15 protein-coding genes and 1 pseudogene are annotated in these 15147 nt (G+C 45.6%); 9 read left to right on the top strand and 7 right to left on the bottom strand.

Annotated features, from left to right (window positions below; genetic code table 11):
- Positions 1–281: 281 nt before the first annotated feature.
- From D0Y50_RS09925 to merA, 9 genes and pseudogenes are all read left to right on the top strand, one after another.
- Positions 282–752 carry a hypothetical protein gene (locus D0Y50_RS09925; protein ID WP_117316746.1) on the top strand — a complete coding sequence of 157 codons (471 nt, stop codon included), beginning with the start codon at positions 282–284 and terminating at the stop codon, positions 750–752.
- Between the two features lie 21 nt (positions 753–773).
- A complete protein-coding gene (locus D0Y50_RS09920) occupies positions 774–1001 on the top strand; it encodes a hypothetical protein (RefSeq protein ID WP_117316744.1) in 228 nt (75 codons plus the stop codon).
- Positions 977–1249, top strand: coding sequence for a hypothetical protein (locus D0Y50_RS09915; protein ID WP_170145482.1), 273 nt, complete (start codon positions 977–979; stop codon positions 1247–1249). The genes D0Y50_RS09920 and D0Y50_RS09915 overlap by 25 nt, the downstream gene beginning before the upstream one ends.
- Before the next feature lie 173 nt (positions 1250–1422).
- A complete protein-coding gene (locus D0Y50_RS09910) occupies positions 1423–2550 on the top strand; it encodes a tyrosine-type recombinase/integrase (protein WP_117316740.1) in 1128 nt (375 codons plus the stop codon).
- A 133-nt stretch (positions 2551–2683) separates the two neighbouring features.
- Positions 2684–3079: an Hg(II)-responsive transcriptional regulator gene (gene merR, locus D0Y50_RS09905; RefSeq protein ID WP_425292844.1), complete on the top strand. Its 396-nt coding sequence runs from the start codon at positions 2684–2686 to the stop codon at positions 3077–3079.
- Positions 3080–3163: 84 nt separating this feature from the next.
- Positions 3164–3511: a mercuric transporter MerT family protein gene (locus D0Y50_RS09900; RefSeq protein WP_012801203.1), complete on the top strand. Its 348-nt coding sequence runs from the start codon at positions 3164–3166 to the stop codon at positions 3509–3511.
- A gap of 34 nt (positions 3512–3545) precedes the next feature.
- Positions 3546–3821: a mercury resistance system periplasmic binding protein MerP gene (gene merP, locus D0Y50_RS09895; RefSeq protein WP_012801202.1), complete on the top strand. Its 276-nt coding sequence runs from the start codon at positions 3546–3548 to the stop codon at positions 3819–3821.
- A 13-nt stretch (positions 3822–3834) separates the two neighbouring features.
- A pseudogene (merC, locus tag D0Y50_RS09890) lies at positions 3835–4280 on the top strand (organomercurial transporter MerC).
- Between the two features lie 10 nt (positions 4281–4290).
- Entirely contained in the window at positions 4291–5928 is a 1638-nt protein-coding gene (gene merA, locus D0Y50_RS09885) for a mercury(II) reductase (protein WP_012801201.1), read from the top strand.
- A gap of 378 nt (positions 5929–6306) precedes the next feature.
- Here merA and D0Y50_RS20010 read toward each other — a convergent pair whose 3' ends face one another.
- From D0Y50_RS20010 to D0Y50_RS09850, 7 genes are all read right to left on the bottom strand, one after another.
- Positions 6307–6519 carry a hypothetical protein gene (locus D0Y50_RS20010; RefSeq protein WP_404978262.1) on the bottom strand — a complete coding sequence of 71 codons (213 nt, stop codon included), beginning with the start codon at positions 6517–6519 and terminating at the stop codon, positions 6307–6309.
- 389 nt (positions 6520–6908) lie between these two features.
- Positions 6909–7796 (bottom strand): cation diffusion facilitator family transporter, encoded by an 888-nt coding sequence (locus D0Y50_RS09875; RefSeq protein WP_045980004.1) that lies wholly within the window; start codon positions 7794–7796, stop codon positions 6909–6911.
- 34 nt (positions 7797–7830) lie between these two features.
- On the bottom strand, positions 7831–8733 hold the full coding sequence (locus D0Y50_RS09870) for a cation transporter (protein ID WP_045980005.1): 903 nt from the start codon (positions 8731–8733) through the stop codon (positions 7831–7833).
- 176 nt (positions 8734–8909) lie between these two features.
- Positions 8910–12104, bottom strand: a complete 3195-nt coding sequence (locus D0Y50_RS09865) for an efflux RND transporter permease subunit (RefSeq protein WP_018624877.1) — start codon at positions 12102–12104, stop codon at positions 8910–8912.
- 16 nt (positions 12105–12120) lie between these two features.
- Entirely contained in the window at positions 12121–13431 is a 1311-nt protein-coding gene (locus D0Y50_RS09860; protein ID WP_045980006.1) for an efflux RND transporter periplasmic adaptor subunit, read from the bottom strand.
- Between the two features lie 16 nt (positions 13432–13447).
- Positions 13448–14680: a TolC family protein gene (locus D0Y50_RS09855; protein WP_045980007.1), complete on the bottom strand. Its 1233-nt coding sequence runs from the start codon at positions 14678–14680 to the stop codon at positions 13448–13450.
- A 98-nt stretch (positions 14681–14778) separates the two neighbouring features.
- Complete coding sequence (locus tag D0Y50_RS09850) at positions 14779–15144, bottom strand: hypothetical protein (RefSeq protein WP_106646697.1); 366 nt, start codon at positions 15142–15144, stop codon at positions 14779–14781.
- Between the last annotated feature and the right edge of the window lie 3 nt (positions 15145–15147).

The following is a 15147-nucleotide window of genomic DNA, read 5'->3' as shown; positions in this document are numbered from 1 at the left end:
AAAATGGATTTCATGACACAGATTGTACCCGCTGTAATAGTAATGCTTGCAAATTTGGCTGGCGGCAGTCATGAGTCCCCAAAATATGAAACCTGGACAGCAGTGTTCGGATGGACATTTTGTGTCTCAATCGTACTAGTATTTATATCTGGATGGGTTTGGTCAGATGCAACACCTTACTTGTTACAGGTTAGTGACTTTTCATTATTAACTGCACTTACCAGAGATTAAGAAAAACTATTGAAACCGTTCTTCAATAGAGCGAAATAGGAAACCTACCGATGTCAGAGCAAAGAATTATGCAAGCCTTATTTAATCAGCAACGGCTACAAATTAAGAGTTTAGGTGTTCATCATGATGAATATACAGACGCATATTTATATGCATGGGAAGAAGGTGTCTATCCATTTTTTAATGATACCGACGGTTCTGTCCCGCCTATGCCACATGAGTGTTATGAAGAGTTTTTCAAAATAAAAAAAGAACATGTGAAAAAAGTCTTGTTCTTTTTAGACGAAAAGTGGCTGGAGAAAGCAGTGCCAACTTTTTGGGAGTTGGAAGATGAATTCGGGGGCAAGTGGCGTGAAGAGTATGGTAGAAGTGCATTAATTGGGATTTGTCGCTATGCATTTTTGCGAGGCTCGTTTGATAAATCCTTCTGGAAAAAGCTACTAACTCCTATGCAACATCCTTCAGAGGCATCCTATATTTGCCAACCATTCGATCGTCAAAATGAAATCTTCTTCAACTAATCCCGGCCTACAGGAAACATTATGGACGCTATTAAATCCTGGGTGAATGAGTTACCTGACATTGAAGGCCATTATCTAATGGAAGATAGCTCTGGCAAACAGAAGCGAGTTCAAATTGAAAATATGGCCGTTGATAACGATCCAGACAGACCTTCCAATTTTCATGTGATAGAAGACCAAGAATATTACTCACTTTCTTTTGAGAACGGCTGTGAAGAGTATTCTTGGCATCTACTAAAGAAGCTATAGGAAAAACAGAAATGAGTTCAGAACGCCTGAGTTTTGCGAAACGTCCACTTCTGATAAGAAGTGCTGAAGCGCTATTCACAGCATATGAAATTCTTGAAGAATACGATGAGGATGGTATTCGCGAGTTCCTGGAAGGTGACATTACTGTAGCAGCCGTTTCAGTTGTTTCTGGCATTGATGAACCGGCACTTGTCGATGAAGTTGTAAAGCAGGCTTCAAAAATACAACGCCAAGAAGAATTGGCTTAATGAGAAATTATTATGGATGAACAGTTAGAACTACTATCAAAATATTCTGGTAACTCCAAGCAGGAAATTGAGGTTACTATGTAGATCGCGTTCTGGAATGTTAGACTGTAGCTGAGCACTTTCTGGAAAATGTACTACCCTTTAGAAATTCTTAGATTCATTCGGGGTAGTACATGACTTACGTGATTCAATCAAATCCCTTCTCTGTGCTTCCCCTTTCGGTACCCAATAGTGGGCATATTAAGCTGGAAGGTATCCCAACTTTTTACTATTCAAACCACGAATATATTACACCTGTAAATCTTTGGATAAATCATCTAGTCAACTACAGGAAGGCGAAAGATTTAAACTCCACGGTTCGTGCTTTAAAGCGCTACTTTAATTTCTTGGAAGAAAACTCATTATCTTGGGATAAATTTCCGACTGCTAAATATTTAAGACCTACCTATAGGTTTAGAAACGATAATTTACTAACAAACGCAAGGCTAGGACAAATCCAGTTCTCTACGGCATCTCTTTACATGAGGCATGTCGTAAAGTTTTACGAGTGGTGTATCCACCAAAAATTTCTTAACGTTAACGAATCCGGTAAACCATTTGACTACGAGATGGTGAAAATCAGAAACACCGGAATGATGAATCATCTTAACCCTCATTACATTGTCAGTAGCACGGACCTTCGCGTAAAAGTTCCTTTAAAAGAGCGAGTGCAATCACTCAATCCGCTATCAAAAGATGAGCTAGAGCCCTTTGCGAAAGCACTCTCCACGTTCAACATAGAGTTTATAATCCATCAACTCTTGCAAGTACAATCAGGTTTGAGATTACAGGAAGCATGTACTTTCCCATTATGTTTAGCGTTGGAACTTGAGTTTTCCGATAAATCAGAAGTGAAAATTGGTCCGATGAATGGTGTAGCTACAAAGTATGGAAAAGAAAGAAAAGTCGAAATCTCTCCCAGCCTCAGAGCTCTACTTGTTGGCTATGCAAAATCAAAAAGGCGCAGGCTAAGGCTCAAAAAGAACAATAGTTCATTTTTGCTAGTCTCGAAATCAGGTGCTCCATTTAGTCCTAACAACGTTCAGCAATCGTTTAGAAGATTAAGAAACGCTGTTGAGCGTGAAACGTCTTCGCTATTTTCTCATACCACTCATGACCTCAGAGCCACGTACTGTACGTACCGCCTTGCATCGCTTTTAGAGATAGGGATGCAAAAAGACGCAGTAACACAAATGATGGCATGGATGGGACACAGTAGTGGAGGTACGGCCACGATTCGTGATAAATCGACCAAAAAATAGTTTAACCATATGAAATATATTGAATATCTCAACGAACTAACAGCAGACTTTGCGCTATTGATACACTGTTTGTTATATTCGTACTTTCAACTTAGAATTTTACTACCCACTTCAGTACCGACAATACGGTTAAATTATGTATGTAATTGGTCAACTTGCCAAATTGGCAAGCGTAAACGTTGAGACCGTTAGATATTATGAACGGTGCGGCTTAATTGAACAGCCCCAAAAACCCGTTAAAGGTTATCGTCGTTATCCTGAGACGACTTTGAATCGCATTCGGTTTATCAAACGTGCTCAAGAGTTAGGGTTTTCCTTGGATGAGATCGCTAACTTGCTGATGCTGGAAGAGACTTCTTGCCAAGAAGTACAAAGTATAGCAAACCACAAACTTGCCAGTGTTCGTGCAAAAATGGCTGATCTACGCCGCTTAGAAACCAGTCTTAATGATTTACTGAAACAATGTGCAAGCAACACTGAACAGGCACATTGCCCGATTATTACTTCCCTTCTCCCAGAAAACAACTAATAACAATCGCTAAACCCCTTGACTCCGTACTTGGATACGGAGTTTATACTGTTTTCTATCAGAACATTTGAAGTGGAGTAAGCCATGGCAAAAAACGATACCAGTTTACCGCTAGTTGGTGGTATTGCTGCTGCTATTGGTGCTGGGCTTTGTTGTGCTGGGCCCTTAGTCTTGTTACTACTAGGCGTTAGTGGTTCTTGGATTGGCAATCTGACCGTATTGGAGCCATACCGCCCTATTTTTATCTTGCTGGTACTGGTTTTATTTAGTTTTGCCGGTTGGAAAGTTTATCGACCTATAGAAGAGTGTGAGCCTGGAACCGCTTGTGCAATGCCACAAGTACGTAAGCGCCGGCAGATCATTTTCTGGGTAACCGCCTTCATTGCATTAATATTAGTCACTAGCAATTACTGGATTATCTGGTTTGCTTAATTATATCGTTGAGAAATAACCCTTGGAGAAGAAGATGAAAAAAATTGCACTATTATCCCTACTATCAATACTTAGCTTGGGTGCGTTTGCCAAGCAGCAAACAGTCATGCTTGAAGTTCCCACGATGACCTGCGTAACTTGTCCGATTACGGTGGAAAAAGCATTGCAACAGGTTGAGGGAGTTACCAAAGCTGAAGTGACCTTCGAAGATAAGTTAGCCGTGGTCACTTTTGATGATGAAAAAACTACGGTGGAAAAGCTGACCGAGGCCACAAAAAATGCCGGCTATCCATCTGTGGTAAAGCAATAAAGGACGAATACTAATGAAGAACCTGCTGAGTCTTTTTACCCGCATTGGCGACAAAGCCAGCTCATTAGGTGCCGTGGTGTCTGCCATGGGTTGTGCCATGTGCTTTCCGGCCATCGCCAGCTTGGGGGCAGCCATCGGGCAGGGTTCCTCAGTCAGTGGTAGTGGTTCTTTATCAATACACTCTTGCCTATATTGGCTTGGGTTAGCCTAATAGTTAACGGACTTGGCTGGATTGGTCACAAGCAGTGGCATCGTAACCTGCTTGGTATGCTAGGGCCTATTCTGTTGTTGCTATCACTTTATCCGTTCTTTCAATATGCCTGGAGCACTTATGTGACGTACTCAGCCTTGGCACTGATGGTAGCGGTATCAATCTGGGATATTTTTTCGCCAGCGAATAAACGCTGTGACAATGAAAGTTGTGTGCTTCCTGCCGACAACACTCACTCAAATCCATAAGGAGGTCTTTATGCGTAAATTCTCCATCTCTGGAATGACTTGTGAAAGATGCCCTCAGCAGATCGAAGATGCCTTGATCGTCATGCCTGGCGTCAGAAATGCCACCGTTTTTTATACGAAATCCAGTGCAGTCGTCGAAGCAGAATCTGATGTCAATGAACAGACGCTAATCAATACCATCAAAGCTCTTGGCTACACGGCTCAACCTGTCGCGTTAGATGGCTGCGATAGTGAAGATGTGACTGACAAAAAGTCGCTGCATGTCGCTATCATCGGTACTGGCTCGGCTGCTTTTGCTTGTGCTATCAAGGCAGTGGAAAATGGAGCACAAGTCACACTCGTTGAAGCTGGAGATGTGATCGGAGGTTGTTGTGTTAATGTCGGTTGTGTACCTTCGAAAATTCTGCTCCGGGCTGCCCAGCTGGCTGAACAGCAGCGTAACAATCCTTTCGACGGTCTAGAAAATCATGAACCTTCTTTGGATCGTAGCTTGTTAGCGAAACAACAAACTGCACGCGTGGAAGAGTTACGTGCCGCCAAATATCAGCATATTCTGGATACCAATCCAGCATTGTCATTGGTACAAGGTTATGCATCTTTTAAAGATACTCATACCTTAACTATTCGCAACAAAGATGGTTACGAGCAAGAGCTGGTTGCAGATCGCTTTTTGATTGCCAGCGGCAGTCAGCCATCTATTCCTCCTATTCCAGGCCTGGTTGATACCCCTTATTGGACTTCGACGGAAGCTTTATTCGAAACTGAGCTACCTGAGCACTTGTTAGTGATAGGCTCTTCAGTTGTGGCTGTCGAACTTGCTCAAGCTTATCGTCGGCTGGGTGCAGAGGTCACTATCTTGGCTCGCAGTACTTTATTGCTCCGTGAAGACCCACTGTTGGGAGAAGGCTTAACCGTAGCTTTTGAACAGGAAGGCATTCGCGTACTGGAACATACCCAAGCCAGTCAGGTGTCTTATGAAGATAATAAGTTTATCCTTGATACCGAGCAAGGAGAAATTCGTGGCGATAAATTGCTGGTCGCCACCGGCCGTGCACCTAATACCGGTAAGCTTAATCTTGCCGCTGCCGGTGTAGAAAAAGAGGCCAATGGAGCGGTCACTGTAGGTGATCAGATGCGCACATCACAGTCACATATTTACGCAGCAGGTGATTGTAGTAACATGCCGCAACTGGTTTATGTCGCGGCAGCGGCAGGCAGTCGTGCAGGGATTAACATGACAGGGGGTGAAGCTCGGTTGAATCTATCCGCGATGCCAGCCGTGATCTTTACCGAACCGCAGGTAGCAACGGTAGGGTTGTCAGAACAAGAAGCTCATGCACAGAATATTGAGACCGAAAGTCGAGTATTGCCACTGGAAAACGTGCCTCGAGCACTGGCTAACTTCGACTCTCAGGGTTTCATCAAACTGGTGGTTGAAGCTGGCTCCCAACGCCTGATCGGAGCCCAAGTATTAGCTCATGATGGCGGCGAGATTATCCAGAGCGCGGCACTGGCGATTCACAACCACATGACAGTGGATGACTTAGCGGATCAATTGTTTCCTTATTTAACTATGGTGGAAGGCCTGAAGCTTTGTGCACAAACTTTCAGTAAAGATATTAAAGAACTGTCTTGCTGTGCTGGGTAAGCTTTATCTTTCGTCAGAAAAGATATTTATGAGTCTGCTTTTGGTTTCCAGTGATACGGTACTACCAATTTACTGCATATTTCTTCGTGGAAAGTTTCTTCAGTAACTGTTTGAGAGCTAGCCTCAAGCAAGATATTTGGCCACAATAGGAGATGTGATCATCTGAATTACTGCAAAGAATGTGGCTGGTATTACTATTTCTGATGGCAACCGGGATGCAGCCACAAAAGCCGCTGCAATGCTAAATTCTTTTTTGCTGACAGTAAATAGGTATGCGATGACTTCCGGTCGGTCTGTCGTTATAAACCGTGAAGCCATTCCAATTAAGTAGCCACAAAGATTTAGACTTAAAGCTGCTCCAGCAATTACAAAAGCATACTATCCATAACCAATGATGGTTTCTGCATTGGAAGCCACTACCGCAAGTAATATTACAAGATAGAAGACTGACCCAATTCCTGCGTAAGTCGAATCATGCTTTGAAATAATCGTCGGAAAGTTGGTGCGTAAGGTTACACCGAGAATTGTAGGCACTAAAACAACTAGAGCTAACTCCAGGATGATGGAAACGAGAGGGACTTCTAGCTGTATCCCTGTCAGCCATAGAAAAAGGAGCGGAACTACGAAAGGAGAAAAGGCTGTATTGACCGCATTGAAAAAGGCGACCAGTCAAGAAGCCTGCAATTGAATCGGGCCATAGACGAGCCCCATTGCCAAAAACTGTCTTGACGGTTTGCGAAAGACTATTCGTACGGCATGTGCATCAAATGTAAGGCTGATCACAAACATCAGAATCACAAGTAAAGGGGCTATTGAGGAGTCGAGGTACTTCCCGGATTCGGGCAATATCAGGCCAACTCCAGCTACAATAATCACAAACCAAACAAGATTTGATTCAACGAAATAAATTAATCGACGCATAGGTCAAGGGTACCAGTTACAGTGCGGCCACAATATAAATTATAGCTGTACACTCCCAATTACAGAGCTTGAGAATCATCGCGACATTGCTCATTTGTCATTTCAAGCTCAATGGTCGTATGCTCTAAATTAAATTTACTCAATCGTTCTGCTATGGACTTTTTTAACTCCAGTTGCTGTTGAGTAGACAGTGCCTCTTGTAGAGCTAGATGAGCAGTAAGTACATGATGCTCTCCATCCAATGACCACAAGTGCAGGTGATGGATACTATCCACTTCTTTGAGTTCTATTAAGGTTTTATAAACTGATTTTGACAGTTCTTTGTCAGGGATTGCCTGTAAAAATAACCTTATAGTGTGCCAAAGGTTTTTAGCAACATTAATTAAAATATAGAGAGTGAAAAGAATTGATAAAGCTGGGTCAAGAATGGGCCAGTCAACAAAAAGAAGTACGATGGAAACGATTAAAACTGCAACCCAACCCAGTACATCTTCCAATAAATGCCAATTGAGTACACGCTCATTAAGAGTTTTGCCTTTACTTAATTTATAAGCCGCAAACCCATTAACTAGCACCCCAAACACGGCTAAGGCGATCATGCCCTCAACTATAGGCATTTCTGGTTGCAGGAGTTTAGGGATAGCTTCTGTCAGAACCCAGACGGAACCAATAATGAGGACTAGACCATTAATAAGTGCACCGAACAATGATAACCGGCGGTAACCATAGGTGAACTCTGAATTTGAACCTTTTTCACTAACTTTACTGAGAAACCAAGCAAATCCGATGGATAAACTGTCGCCAAGATCATGAACGGCGTCGGCCATGATGGCGGTACTATTGGTTAAGATACCTCCTATAAATTCGATAATGGTAAAGGTGACATTCAGAAAAAATGCCCAACCTATACGATTATTTGAACCATGTGAGTGCGAATGATCATGCATTTAAGATTACCTCTTGTGGAGCTCTATTCCTACCTTAGGATTTGATCTTCAATATACGAATACCGCCAACTAAAACAATTAATCCAATGATAAACCCAATGATTAAGTCTGGATATTGTGAGCCCGTCCATGCCACTAATCCTCCGGCAATAATAACGCCTGCGTTAGCGATGACATCGTTAGCAGAAAAAATCCAACTTGCTCTCATGTGAGCGCCGCCATTTCGCTTTTTGGCAATTAAGATTAAGCACCAGACATTTGCTACCAAGGCAATTAAGCCAAACACCATCATAAGGTTTGACTCAGGCTCACTCCCTTGAACCAGTCTCCTCACAACTTCTGTTAATACACCCAGAGCTAATATAATCTGTAACCATCCTGATATATGCGCTGCACGGAGTTTTTTTCGGACGCCATGCCCAACGGCGTATAGTGCCACCCCATACACTGCTGCATCGGCAAACATATCCAATGAATCAGCTATCAATCCGGTCGATTGTGCCCACCAGCCGATAACAAGTTCTGTAATAAACATCACTGCATTAATAGCTAATAGCATTTTAAGTATCCCAGCTTCCTCTGCTTCTTCATTTTGTGCCGTCAACCTTGCTTTATGGATAATCTCGCTGTCCACAGCGTTAGTTGATTCCAATCTAGCCCCAAGCCCAAGAGACGTTATCCGGTCTTCTACCATGTCCCTGAGTTCAAGGTGATGAAGCACTCTAACTATGCGTTTATGTGTATCAAACTCGAGGATTACACTTGGCTCAAGACTGTCCAGTGCCATTCGGATCATGCTTTCCTCTGATGGGCAGTCCATTTTAGGAACGTGGTATTCGCTTACATGTGCCCCTTCAAATAACTTGTCGTCGTTAGTAATATCTTGTGTTTCATCTGTAGCATCTGCTTTGCAGTCACGGTTACATTTCTGGCTCATAGGTATACCTTGCATTTTTTGATATTGGCTTTCCCCCTCCCCGATCACTATAGTCTAAAGCGGAGAGTCCTCGATACGAAAATGGGCGAGCTTTCAGCATTAATGGGGTGTTGGTTCAAACCATCTTGCTATTATAAAGTATTGCCGACTCCAAAATAGAGCCGGCAGATTGCTAGTTAGTGTTTCTCCTTCAACTTACCTTTTGAAAACCAGGCAAACAGAACGGGCAACACAAACAGTGTTAAAAATGTGGCTGTTATCAGCCCGCCTACGATAACACTGGCAAGCGGTTTTTGTATCTCTGCGCCAACGCCATTTGATAGCAACATCGGTATTAAACCTAACGCAGATGTCACTGCTGTCATCAATACCGGTCTAAGCCTGGATACGGCACCATCAAAAGCGGCTTCACTGACAGGTAGGCCATCCTTGATACGCTGATTGATACTTTCAACCATCACTACACCGTTAAGTACCGCGACGCCAAACAGGGTAATAAATCCGACCGAGCTGGGCACTGATAAATACTGCCCTGACAGCCAGAGTGAGAACACCCCACCAATAACGGCTAGAGGTACATTTACCAGGATCAGCATAGCCTGACCAACCGAAGCAAAGGCAAAGTAAAGCAACAAGGCAATAAGCGCCAGCGATAATGGCACGACCAGCGACAGACGCTTTTGTGCTCGCTGTTGATTTTCGAATTGTCCACCTATATCCACGGAGTAACCCGTTGGCAAATCAACTTGTTCAGCAATCGCTGCGCGAATATCTGCTACCACACTGCCCATATCACGCCCTTGCACATTGGCCTGAACGACTACTCTGCGCTGAACATCATCGCGGCGAACCTGCGGCGGGCCGGAAGCAATATTTACAGAGGCTACATCACCAAGGCGAACCCAGGCTCCTGAAGGTGCCTGCAAACGAAGGTCAGCAATAGTTTCGCGATCTTGGCGAAAACGTTCATCCAACCGAACATAGATATCATAACGTTCGTTACCATTGATGATTTGTCCAGCGCTGGCACCGCCAAGCCCATTTCGAACCACTTCCATGACATCCGCTACGTCGAGTCCATAACGAGACAATGCGCGGCGATTGGGCTTTACGACCAATTGAGCTTCACCGACAATTTGCTCCATGGCAACATCACGCGTACCGTCGATCTTTTTGACCACTGCCTCAATTGCCTGCCCTTTTTCAGCCAGCACATCAAGATCTTTACCAAAGAGTTTTATCGCTAGTTGCGCTTTAACCCCCGATAACAGCTCATCCACACGGGTGGCAATTGGTTGTGAAAAATTGAACAGCAATCCGGGATGTTGTTCCAGCTTTTGCTCCATCAGGGATTGAAGTTCATAACGATTATCGGCGCTGGTCCATTCTGGCACTGGCTTAAGACCAATATAGATCTCAATGTTATTCACTGGCTCTGGATCACCGCCAATTTCGGCACGTCCAATGCGTGATAACGCATAGGTGACTTCCGGGAATTCCATCAGCATTGCTTCGAGTTTTGGAGCGACTTCAAGCGCAGTATCCAGGCTGGAGGACGGAGCGAGAGTTACCCGGAGGTTGACCGTTCCTTCTTCGAGTTCAGGCACAAACTCGGTACCCAGACGCGGTATTACTAAAGCTGCCGCAACCACGAGCGTTACAGCAATACCAACGACGACCTTACTGTGGCTCATAGCCCACGACAAACCCTTGCGGTAGAGTTTATCAAGTGGTTTCAAGACGAAACTCTCCCGCGGGCGTATCCCTTTGCGAAACAGGTAGGTGGCTAATGCTGGGACTATGATTAAAGCTACAACCAGCGCGGACAGCATAGACAGCATGATACTGATAGCCATCGGCTGGAACAGTTTGGCTTCGACCCCTTCGAAACTGAATAGCGGCATGAAGACAACTAAAATAATTGCTGTCGCAAAAAATATAGGTCTTGCTACCTCTCTGCCAGCTTCTTGCAAGCGTAAAGCAATCCCATGGCTATCATGAGCTGCATCAACAGGATCTGGATCATCCTGAACCATTGTCTGTCTATCTTTGTCATGGGTGGCATCGGGATGGGTCAAATGTTTGAACATGTTTTCGACCATCACTACAGAGCCATCCACGAGCATGCCAATGGCCACGGCAATACCGCCTAGAGACATTAAGTTTGCCGAAAGACCAAACCACGCCATCACCATCAAAGCAATACCGATGGAAATTGGAATTGAGATCAGTACCAGTAAGGTAGCACGCAAATTCATTAGGAACAGCGCCAAAATGACCACAATGAAGACAAACGCCAGTAACAGAGCATTGACAACGGTATCAACCGCTTGCGTCACCAGATCGGCCTGATCATAGTAAGCCTCGAACTTAACTCCTTCCGGTAACGCCTGATTAATACGCTCGATACGGGCATTAACCCCATCAATGGTGCTTTTGGTATTGGCGCCTAAACGTTTTAATACAATGCCTGAGACGACTTCGCCTAGTGTCTCAACTTTCCCATCCGAAGTTCGGCGTGTCATGGTCACTGCGCCCTGGCGGATTTCGCTACCCAGATTCACTTTGGCTACATCCGATACGGTGATAGTGGTGCCATCCACCGTTTTCAGGGGAACTTGACGGATCTGCTCCAGCCCTTGCTTGCCATGATCGAGCCAGCCGGTACCTCGGATCACCAATTGCTCCTGACCACGGTTCATATACCAGCCGCCAACATTGGTGTTGTTACGCTCCAGAGCCGCCATGATATCGTCCTGGGTCAGATCGTAAGATAACAGCTTTGACGGATTCAGATCGACCTGATACTGACGCACCTCACCGCCGAAAGACAGCACATCAGTCACGCCTTCGGCCGGGATAAGCAACAACTTGACCACCCAGTCATTTAAGCTGCGTAGCTCCATGGCATCGAAACCCGAACCGGGTTCGGCAACCAGTAAATACTGATAGACTTGCCCCAGCCCAGAAGTGTTTGGCCCCATTTCGGGTGTACCAACGCCCTCTGGAATCAGCTCTTTGGCAGCCTGAAGTCGCTCGAATACCAGTTGCCGGGCAAAGTAAATATCAGTGCCTTCCTTAAACACAACAGTAACGCCAGACAAGCCAGTCTTTGAAATAGACCTTACTTCTTCTACATCAGGCAGAGCGTACATGACAGCTTCAATCGGATAGGTTATCAGCTGCTCGACTTCCTCAGCAGCCAAGCCAGGAGCTTCAGTATTGACCGAGACCTGAACGTTGGTAACATCCGGAAATGCATCAAGATTCAGCCTTGGAATAATAAAAAAGGCGCTGACCGTTAGTGTAATGAGCGCAATCGCCACCAGCAAACGGTTAGTGACCGCCCAATCGACAATTCGATTAAACATAGAGTCTCCTTAATGCTTAGTGGTTATGCGGATCAAAACCGCCTTTGGCGATTTGTGAAGCAACAAAAAAGGCACCGTCGGTAACAATACGTGTTCCGGGAACAATGCCGTTAATTTCACGCAACGAACCTAGTGCTCGCTTTAGTTCAACTTCTTGAGAGCGAAACTGCCCTGGACTCTCTTCTACAAAAATTGCCCAGTCTCCATCGGGATTTCGCATCAGTGCTGACTCTGGCACAGCCAATACCGGCTCTTCTGTACGAAAACGGAAGAAGACCTCTGCAAACTGTCCCGGATGCAGCCTATGCTCCAGGTTGTCCACCAATAAGCGCACTGTTCGGGTTCGTGTAACGGGGTTTATGGTATGTGCTTCTTGGGATACCTTGCCTTGAATTCGGATATCACCAGCCACAATGTCAGCCAATGTACCGAGCGGAAGTGATATAGACTGATCTGCTGGAAGGTGTGCTTCGACCCAGAGCTGCTTCTCATTGGCCAGCTTGATCAGAGGAGAACCAGCTTCGACGCGCTGCCCCTGCTCGAAGTCGTCAGATAACACAGAACCATCGGTTTCGGCACGTAGGGTATATTCGCCCAATGCCTTAATATCTTGCGATGCCAGAGACTGCAAATCTGACTCAGCTAACCCATAGGCCTGCAACGTTGCCCGAGCAGCCTCCCAGCTGGTTTTGGCCTGGATATAACGCTGCTCTCCAACGGTTTTGCGACCGAGCTTGCGGACTCTTTCCCATTCAGGCCAAGCGGTGCGATAGTCTGCCTGGGCCTGCGCCACATCCTCACTGAACAGGGTTACCAGTGGCTGACCTTGTTCGACATGAGCGCCCAATGCTACGTGACGACGTAATACAACGGAAGCTACTCGCGGTGACACTATGTAGCTAGTGTATCCATTAGAAAGAACTTCCCCTGGTGCGTAGAACTCATAATCAACGCGCTCGGCAGTGAGAGGAGCAACCTGGATATCAGCAATCGTCATTTGAGTAGCATTTAGTGCCGTAGTGGCAGAAGCTTCTTCTTGATGCCCATGTCCATCTTCTTCAGTATTACTTTCGCTGTGTCCCGCATCATCATGACTTTCATTGTGGGAACTATCGCTAGACCCATGTTTTGTATCACCATGACGCTCATGTTCATCCGTGGCATTTGATGGGTGCTCCTTGTGAGACGCATCATCCTTATGCTCAATAACCTCTTGAGCAGGCTTGCTCTTATCATGTTCGTGCGCCTCACCACTCATCGTTTCTGCAAGCCCTATGCTTGGTGCAGTCATTGCGGCGCTTAGCATCGCTATCAATAATCTATTCATGTTCATTATCCTATCTTTAATTCAGTGGCTTAGTCGCAGTTGGTGCAACAGCTCTGAGCTGGCCGGAGTGCAGCAACACTTCGGTTAACGCAAGTTGTGTGTGCTTTTCGAGTGAGATTCCTGCCAGCAGGCTCTCCGAACGCTGGTTGAGAGCGAGCAGGTAGTCAGTTGTTGATAGGTCGCCGCTTCGCCACTGGCGTTCCAACAAGTCAGCACTATTTTCAACTCTGCCACGAGCTAGCTCGAGCCAGCGTCGGTATTGCTCGTCATAACGTTTCCAGGCAGCTTGTGCAGCCTGCCAGTCAAACCGTAGATTGCGATAAACGGCCAAGAATCGGGCCTCTGCTTCTAGTGCTGCACGATTAGCCACACGAGTTTCGGCACTGTAGTCATTACGTACATTCAAAGGAATCGAGAAGGTCAGGCCGACAGTATTTTCTCCACCGTCGCGACCAGCATTGACTCCAAAGGTCGGCTCTGCTTTGGCTGCGCGGCGGGTTGCTACGGCCTCTTCCTTGATGGACTTCCAGCGAGCCTGAGCGCTGGCAACATAGGGATGTTGTAACAACTCCTGGTCAGTAATGGACACTGGCTCCGAAGGCCAGAAATCTTCGGGAATGCCTCCTTTTTCAGGAGTCCACTGTGGCAAAAGTTCGCGCACTCTGCTTTCTGCTTTTTGCAAAGCGACTTCAAGCTCAGCGACCTGTGCCAGCTGTTTTGATAAAGATAGAAAGGTGAGTTCAGCATCAATAGTGCCTATATCCCCTGCTTTTTGGCGCTTTTCAGCCACTTGCAATAATGCATTAAGCTGCTCTTTTTGTGCCTGAGCAATAATGGCGGCTTCATTACTGGCACGCCACTCAACCAATGCTGATAGAGCCTCAGCAGTCTTACTCATAACCTGTTGCTGATACTGGGCTTTGGCTGCTTGTCGGATAAAAGCCGCTTGCTGCTGTTTAGCACCTCGTCTATCCCACCAGTCAACCGTTTGAGAAACACCTACACGGTAGTTATTTTCTTCACCAACCTGTTCCAGCTCAGAAGATAACTCCGGGTTGTAAAGTGGCTGTTCCGCTGCGTCCGCAGTAGCTTCCGAGCCTTGCAGTTGCTCGCGGGCCGCGATGATGTCTGGGTGCTGCTTTATCTGTGATGCCAGCCAGCGCTCCCAATCAACGGGTTGCGCTTGCGCCGAAGCCGACAGCAAATAAATAACGGCACACATCGCATAAGAAACGGATAGTTTCTTCATGAAATTTCCTCACAATTAAAATCAAAGTACATCAGGTACAGCTGGGTTGGCATTTGCACAACGCTATACCTCAGAATAAAAGTTTATTTGTACTGTATTTAACTGATCGGAGGGGGATTATCAGGGAAGGCTATATGGGAACGGTAATGGGAAGGGTTGCCTAAAATAGCACCCTTTTGATAAAGAGAAGCAGAGATATCTTGGCGACCCAGAAAGAAAGGGTGTGATGAGCCATGACAGTGACAACAATGGTGGCAATCAAGCTGGTAGCTTTTGCTCTTTTCTGATTCTAACCAACGCTTGTCATCATCTGGTATTGGAGAAGAGTGAGCTTTTTGATGCTCGTGATCAAAAGTAAGATGCTCAGAACCGGATTGATGAAACTGATGAACGTCCGCCACAGCAACTACCGATTGCAGGGCAATCAATATGGCTAGAGCGAAAGTTAAAAGTTGACGGTTCACGGT

Origin of the sequence: Salinimonas sediminis (assembly GCF_003429285.1) — a bacterium.
Taxonomy (GTDB): Bacteria; Pseudomonadota; Gammaproteobacteria; order Enterobacterales; family Alteromonadaceae; genus Alteromonas; species Alteromonas indica.
The sequence above is the reverse complement of the archived record's forward strand: the minus strand, read 5'-3'. Positions and strand labels throughout refer to the sequence as shown.

Excerpts from the sequence above, each read along its gene's own strand:
- D0Y50_RS09925 (WP_117316746.1), top strand. The coding sequence starts at position 282 with ATGTCAGAGCAAAGAATTATGCAAGCCTTATTTAATCAGCAACGGCTA.
- D0Y50_RS09920 (WP_117316744.1), top strand. The coding sequence starts at position 774 with ATGGACGCTATTAAATCCTGGGTGAATGAGTTACCTGACATTGAAGGC.
- D0Y50_RS09910 (WP_117316740.1), top strand. The coding sequence starts at position 1,423 with ATGACTTACGTGATTCAATCAAATCCCTTCTCTGTGCTTCCCCTTTCG.
- D0Y50_RS09900 (WP_012801203.1), top strand. The coding sequence starts at position 3,164 with ATGGCAAAAAACGATACCAGTTTACCGCTAGTTGGTGGTATTGCTGCT.
- merP (WP_012801202.1), top strand. The coding sequence starts at position 3,546 with ATGAAAAAAATTGCACTATTATCCCTACTATCAATACTTAGCTTGGGT.
- merA (WP_012801201.1), top strand. The coding sequence starts at position 4,291 with ATGCGTAAATTCTCCATCTCTGGAATGACTTGTGAAAGATGCCCTCAG.
- D0Y50_RS09875 (WP_045980004.1), bottom strand. The coding sequence starts at position 7,796 with ATGCATGATCATTCGCACTCACATGGTTCAAATAATCGTATAGGTTGG.
- D0Y50_RS09870 (WP_045980005.1), bottom strand. The coding sequence starts at position 8,733 with ATGAGCCAGAAATGTAACCGTGACTGCAAAGCAGATGCTACAGATGAA.
- D0Y50_RS09865 (WP_018624877.1), bottom strand. The coding sequence starts at position 12,104 with ATGTTTAATCGAATTGTCGATTGGGCGGTCACTAACCGTTTGCTGGTG.
- D0Y50_RS09860 (WP_045980006.1), bottom strand. The coding sequence starts at position 13,431 with ATGAATAGATTATTGATAGCGATGCTAAGCGCCGCAATGACTGCACCA.
- D0Y50_RS09855 (WP_045980007.1), bottom strand. The coding sequence starts at position 14,680 with ATGAAGAAACTATCCGTTTCTTATGCGATGTGTGCCGTTATTTATTTG.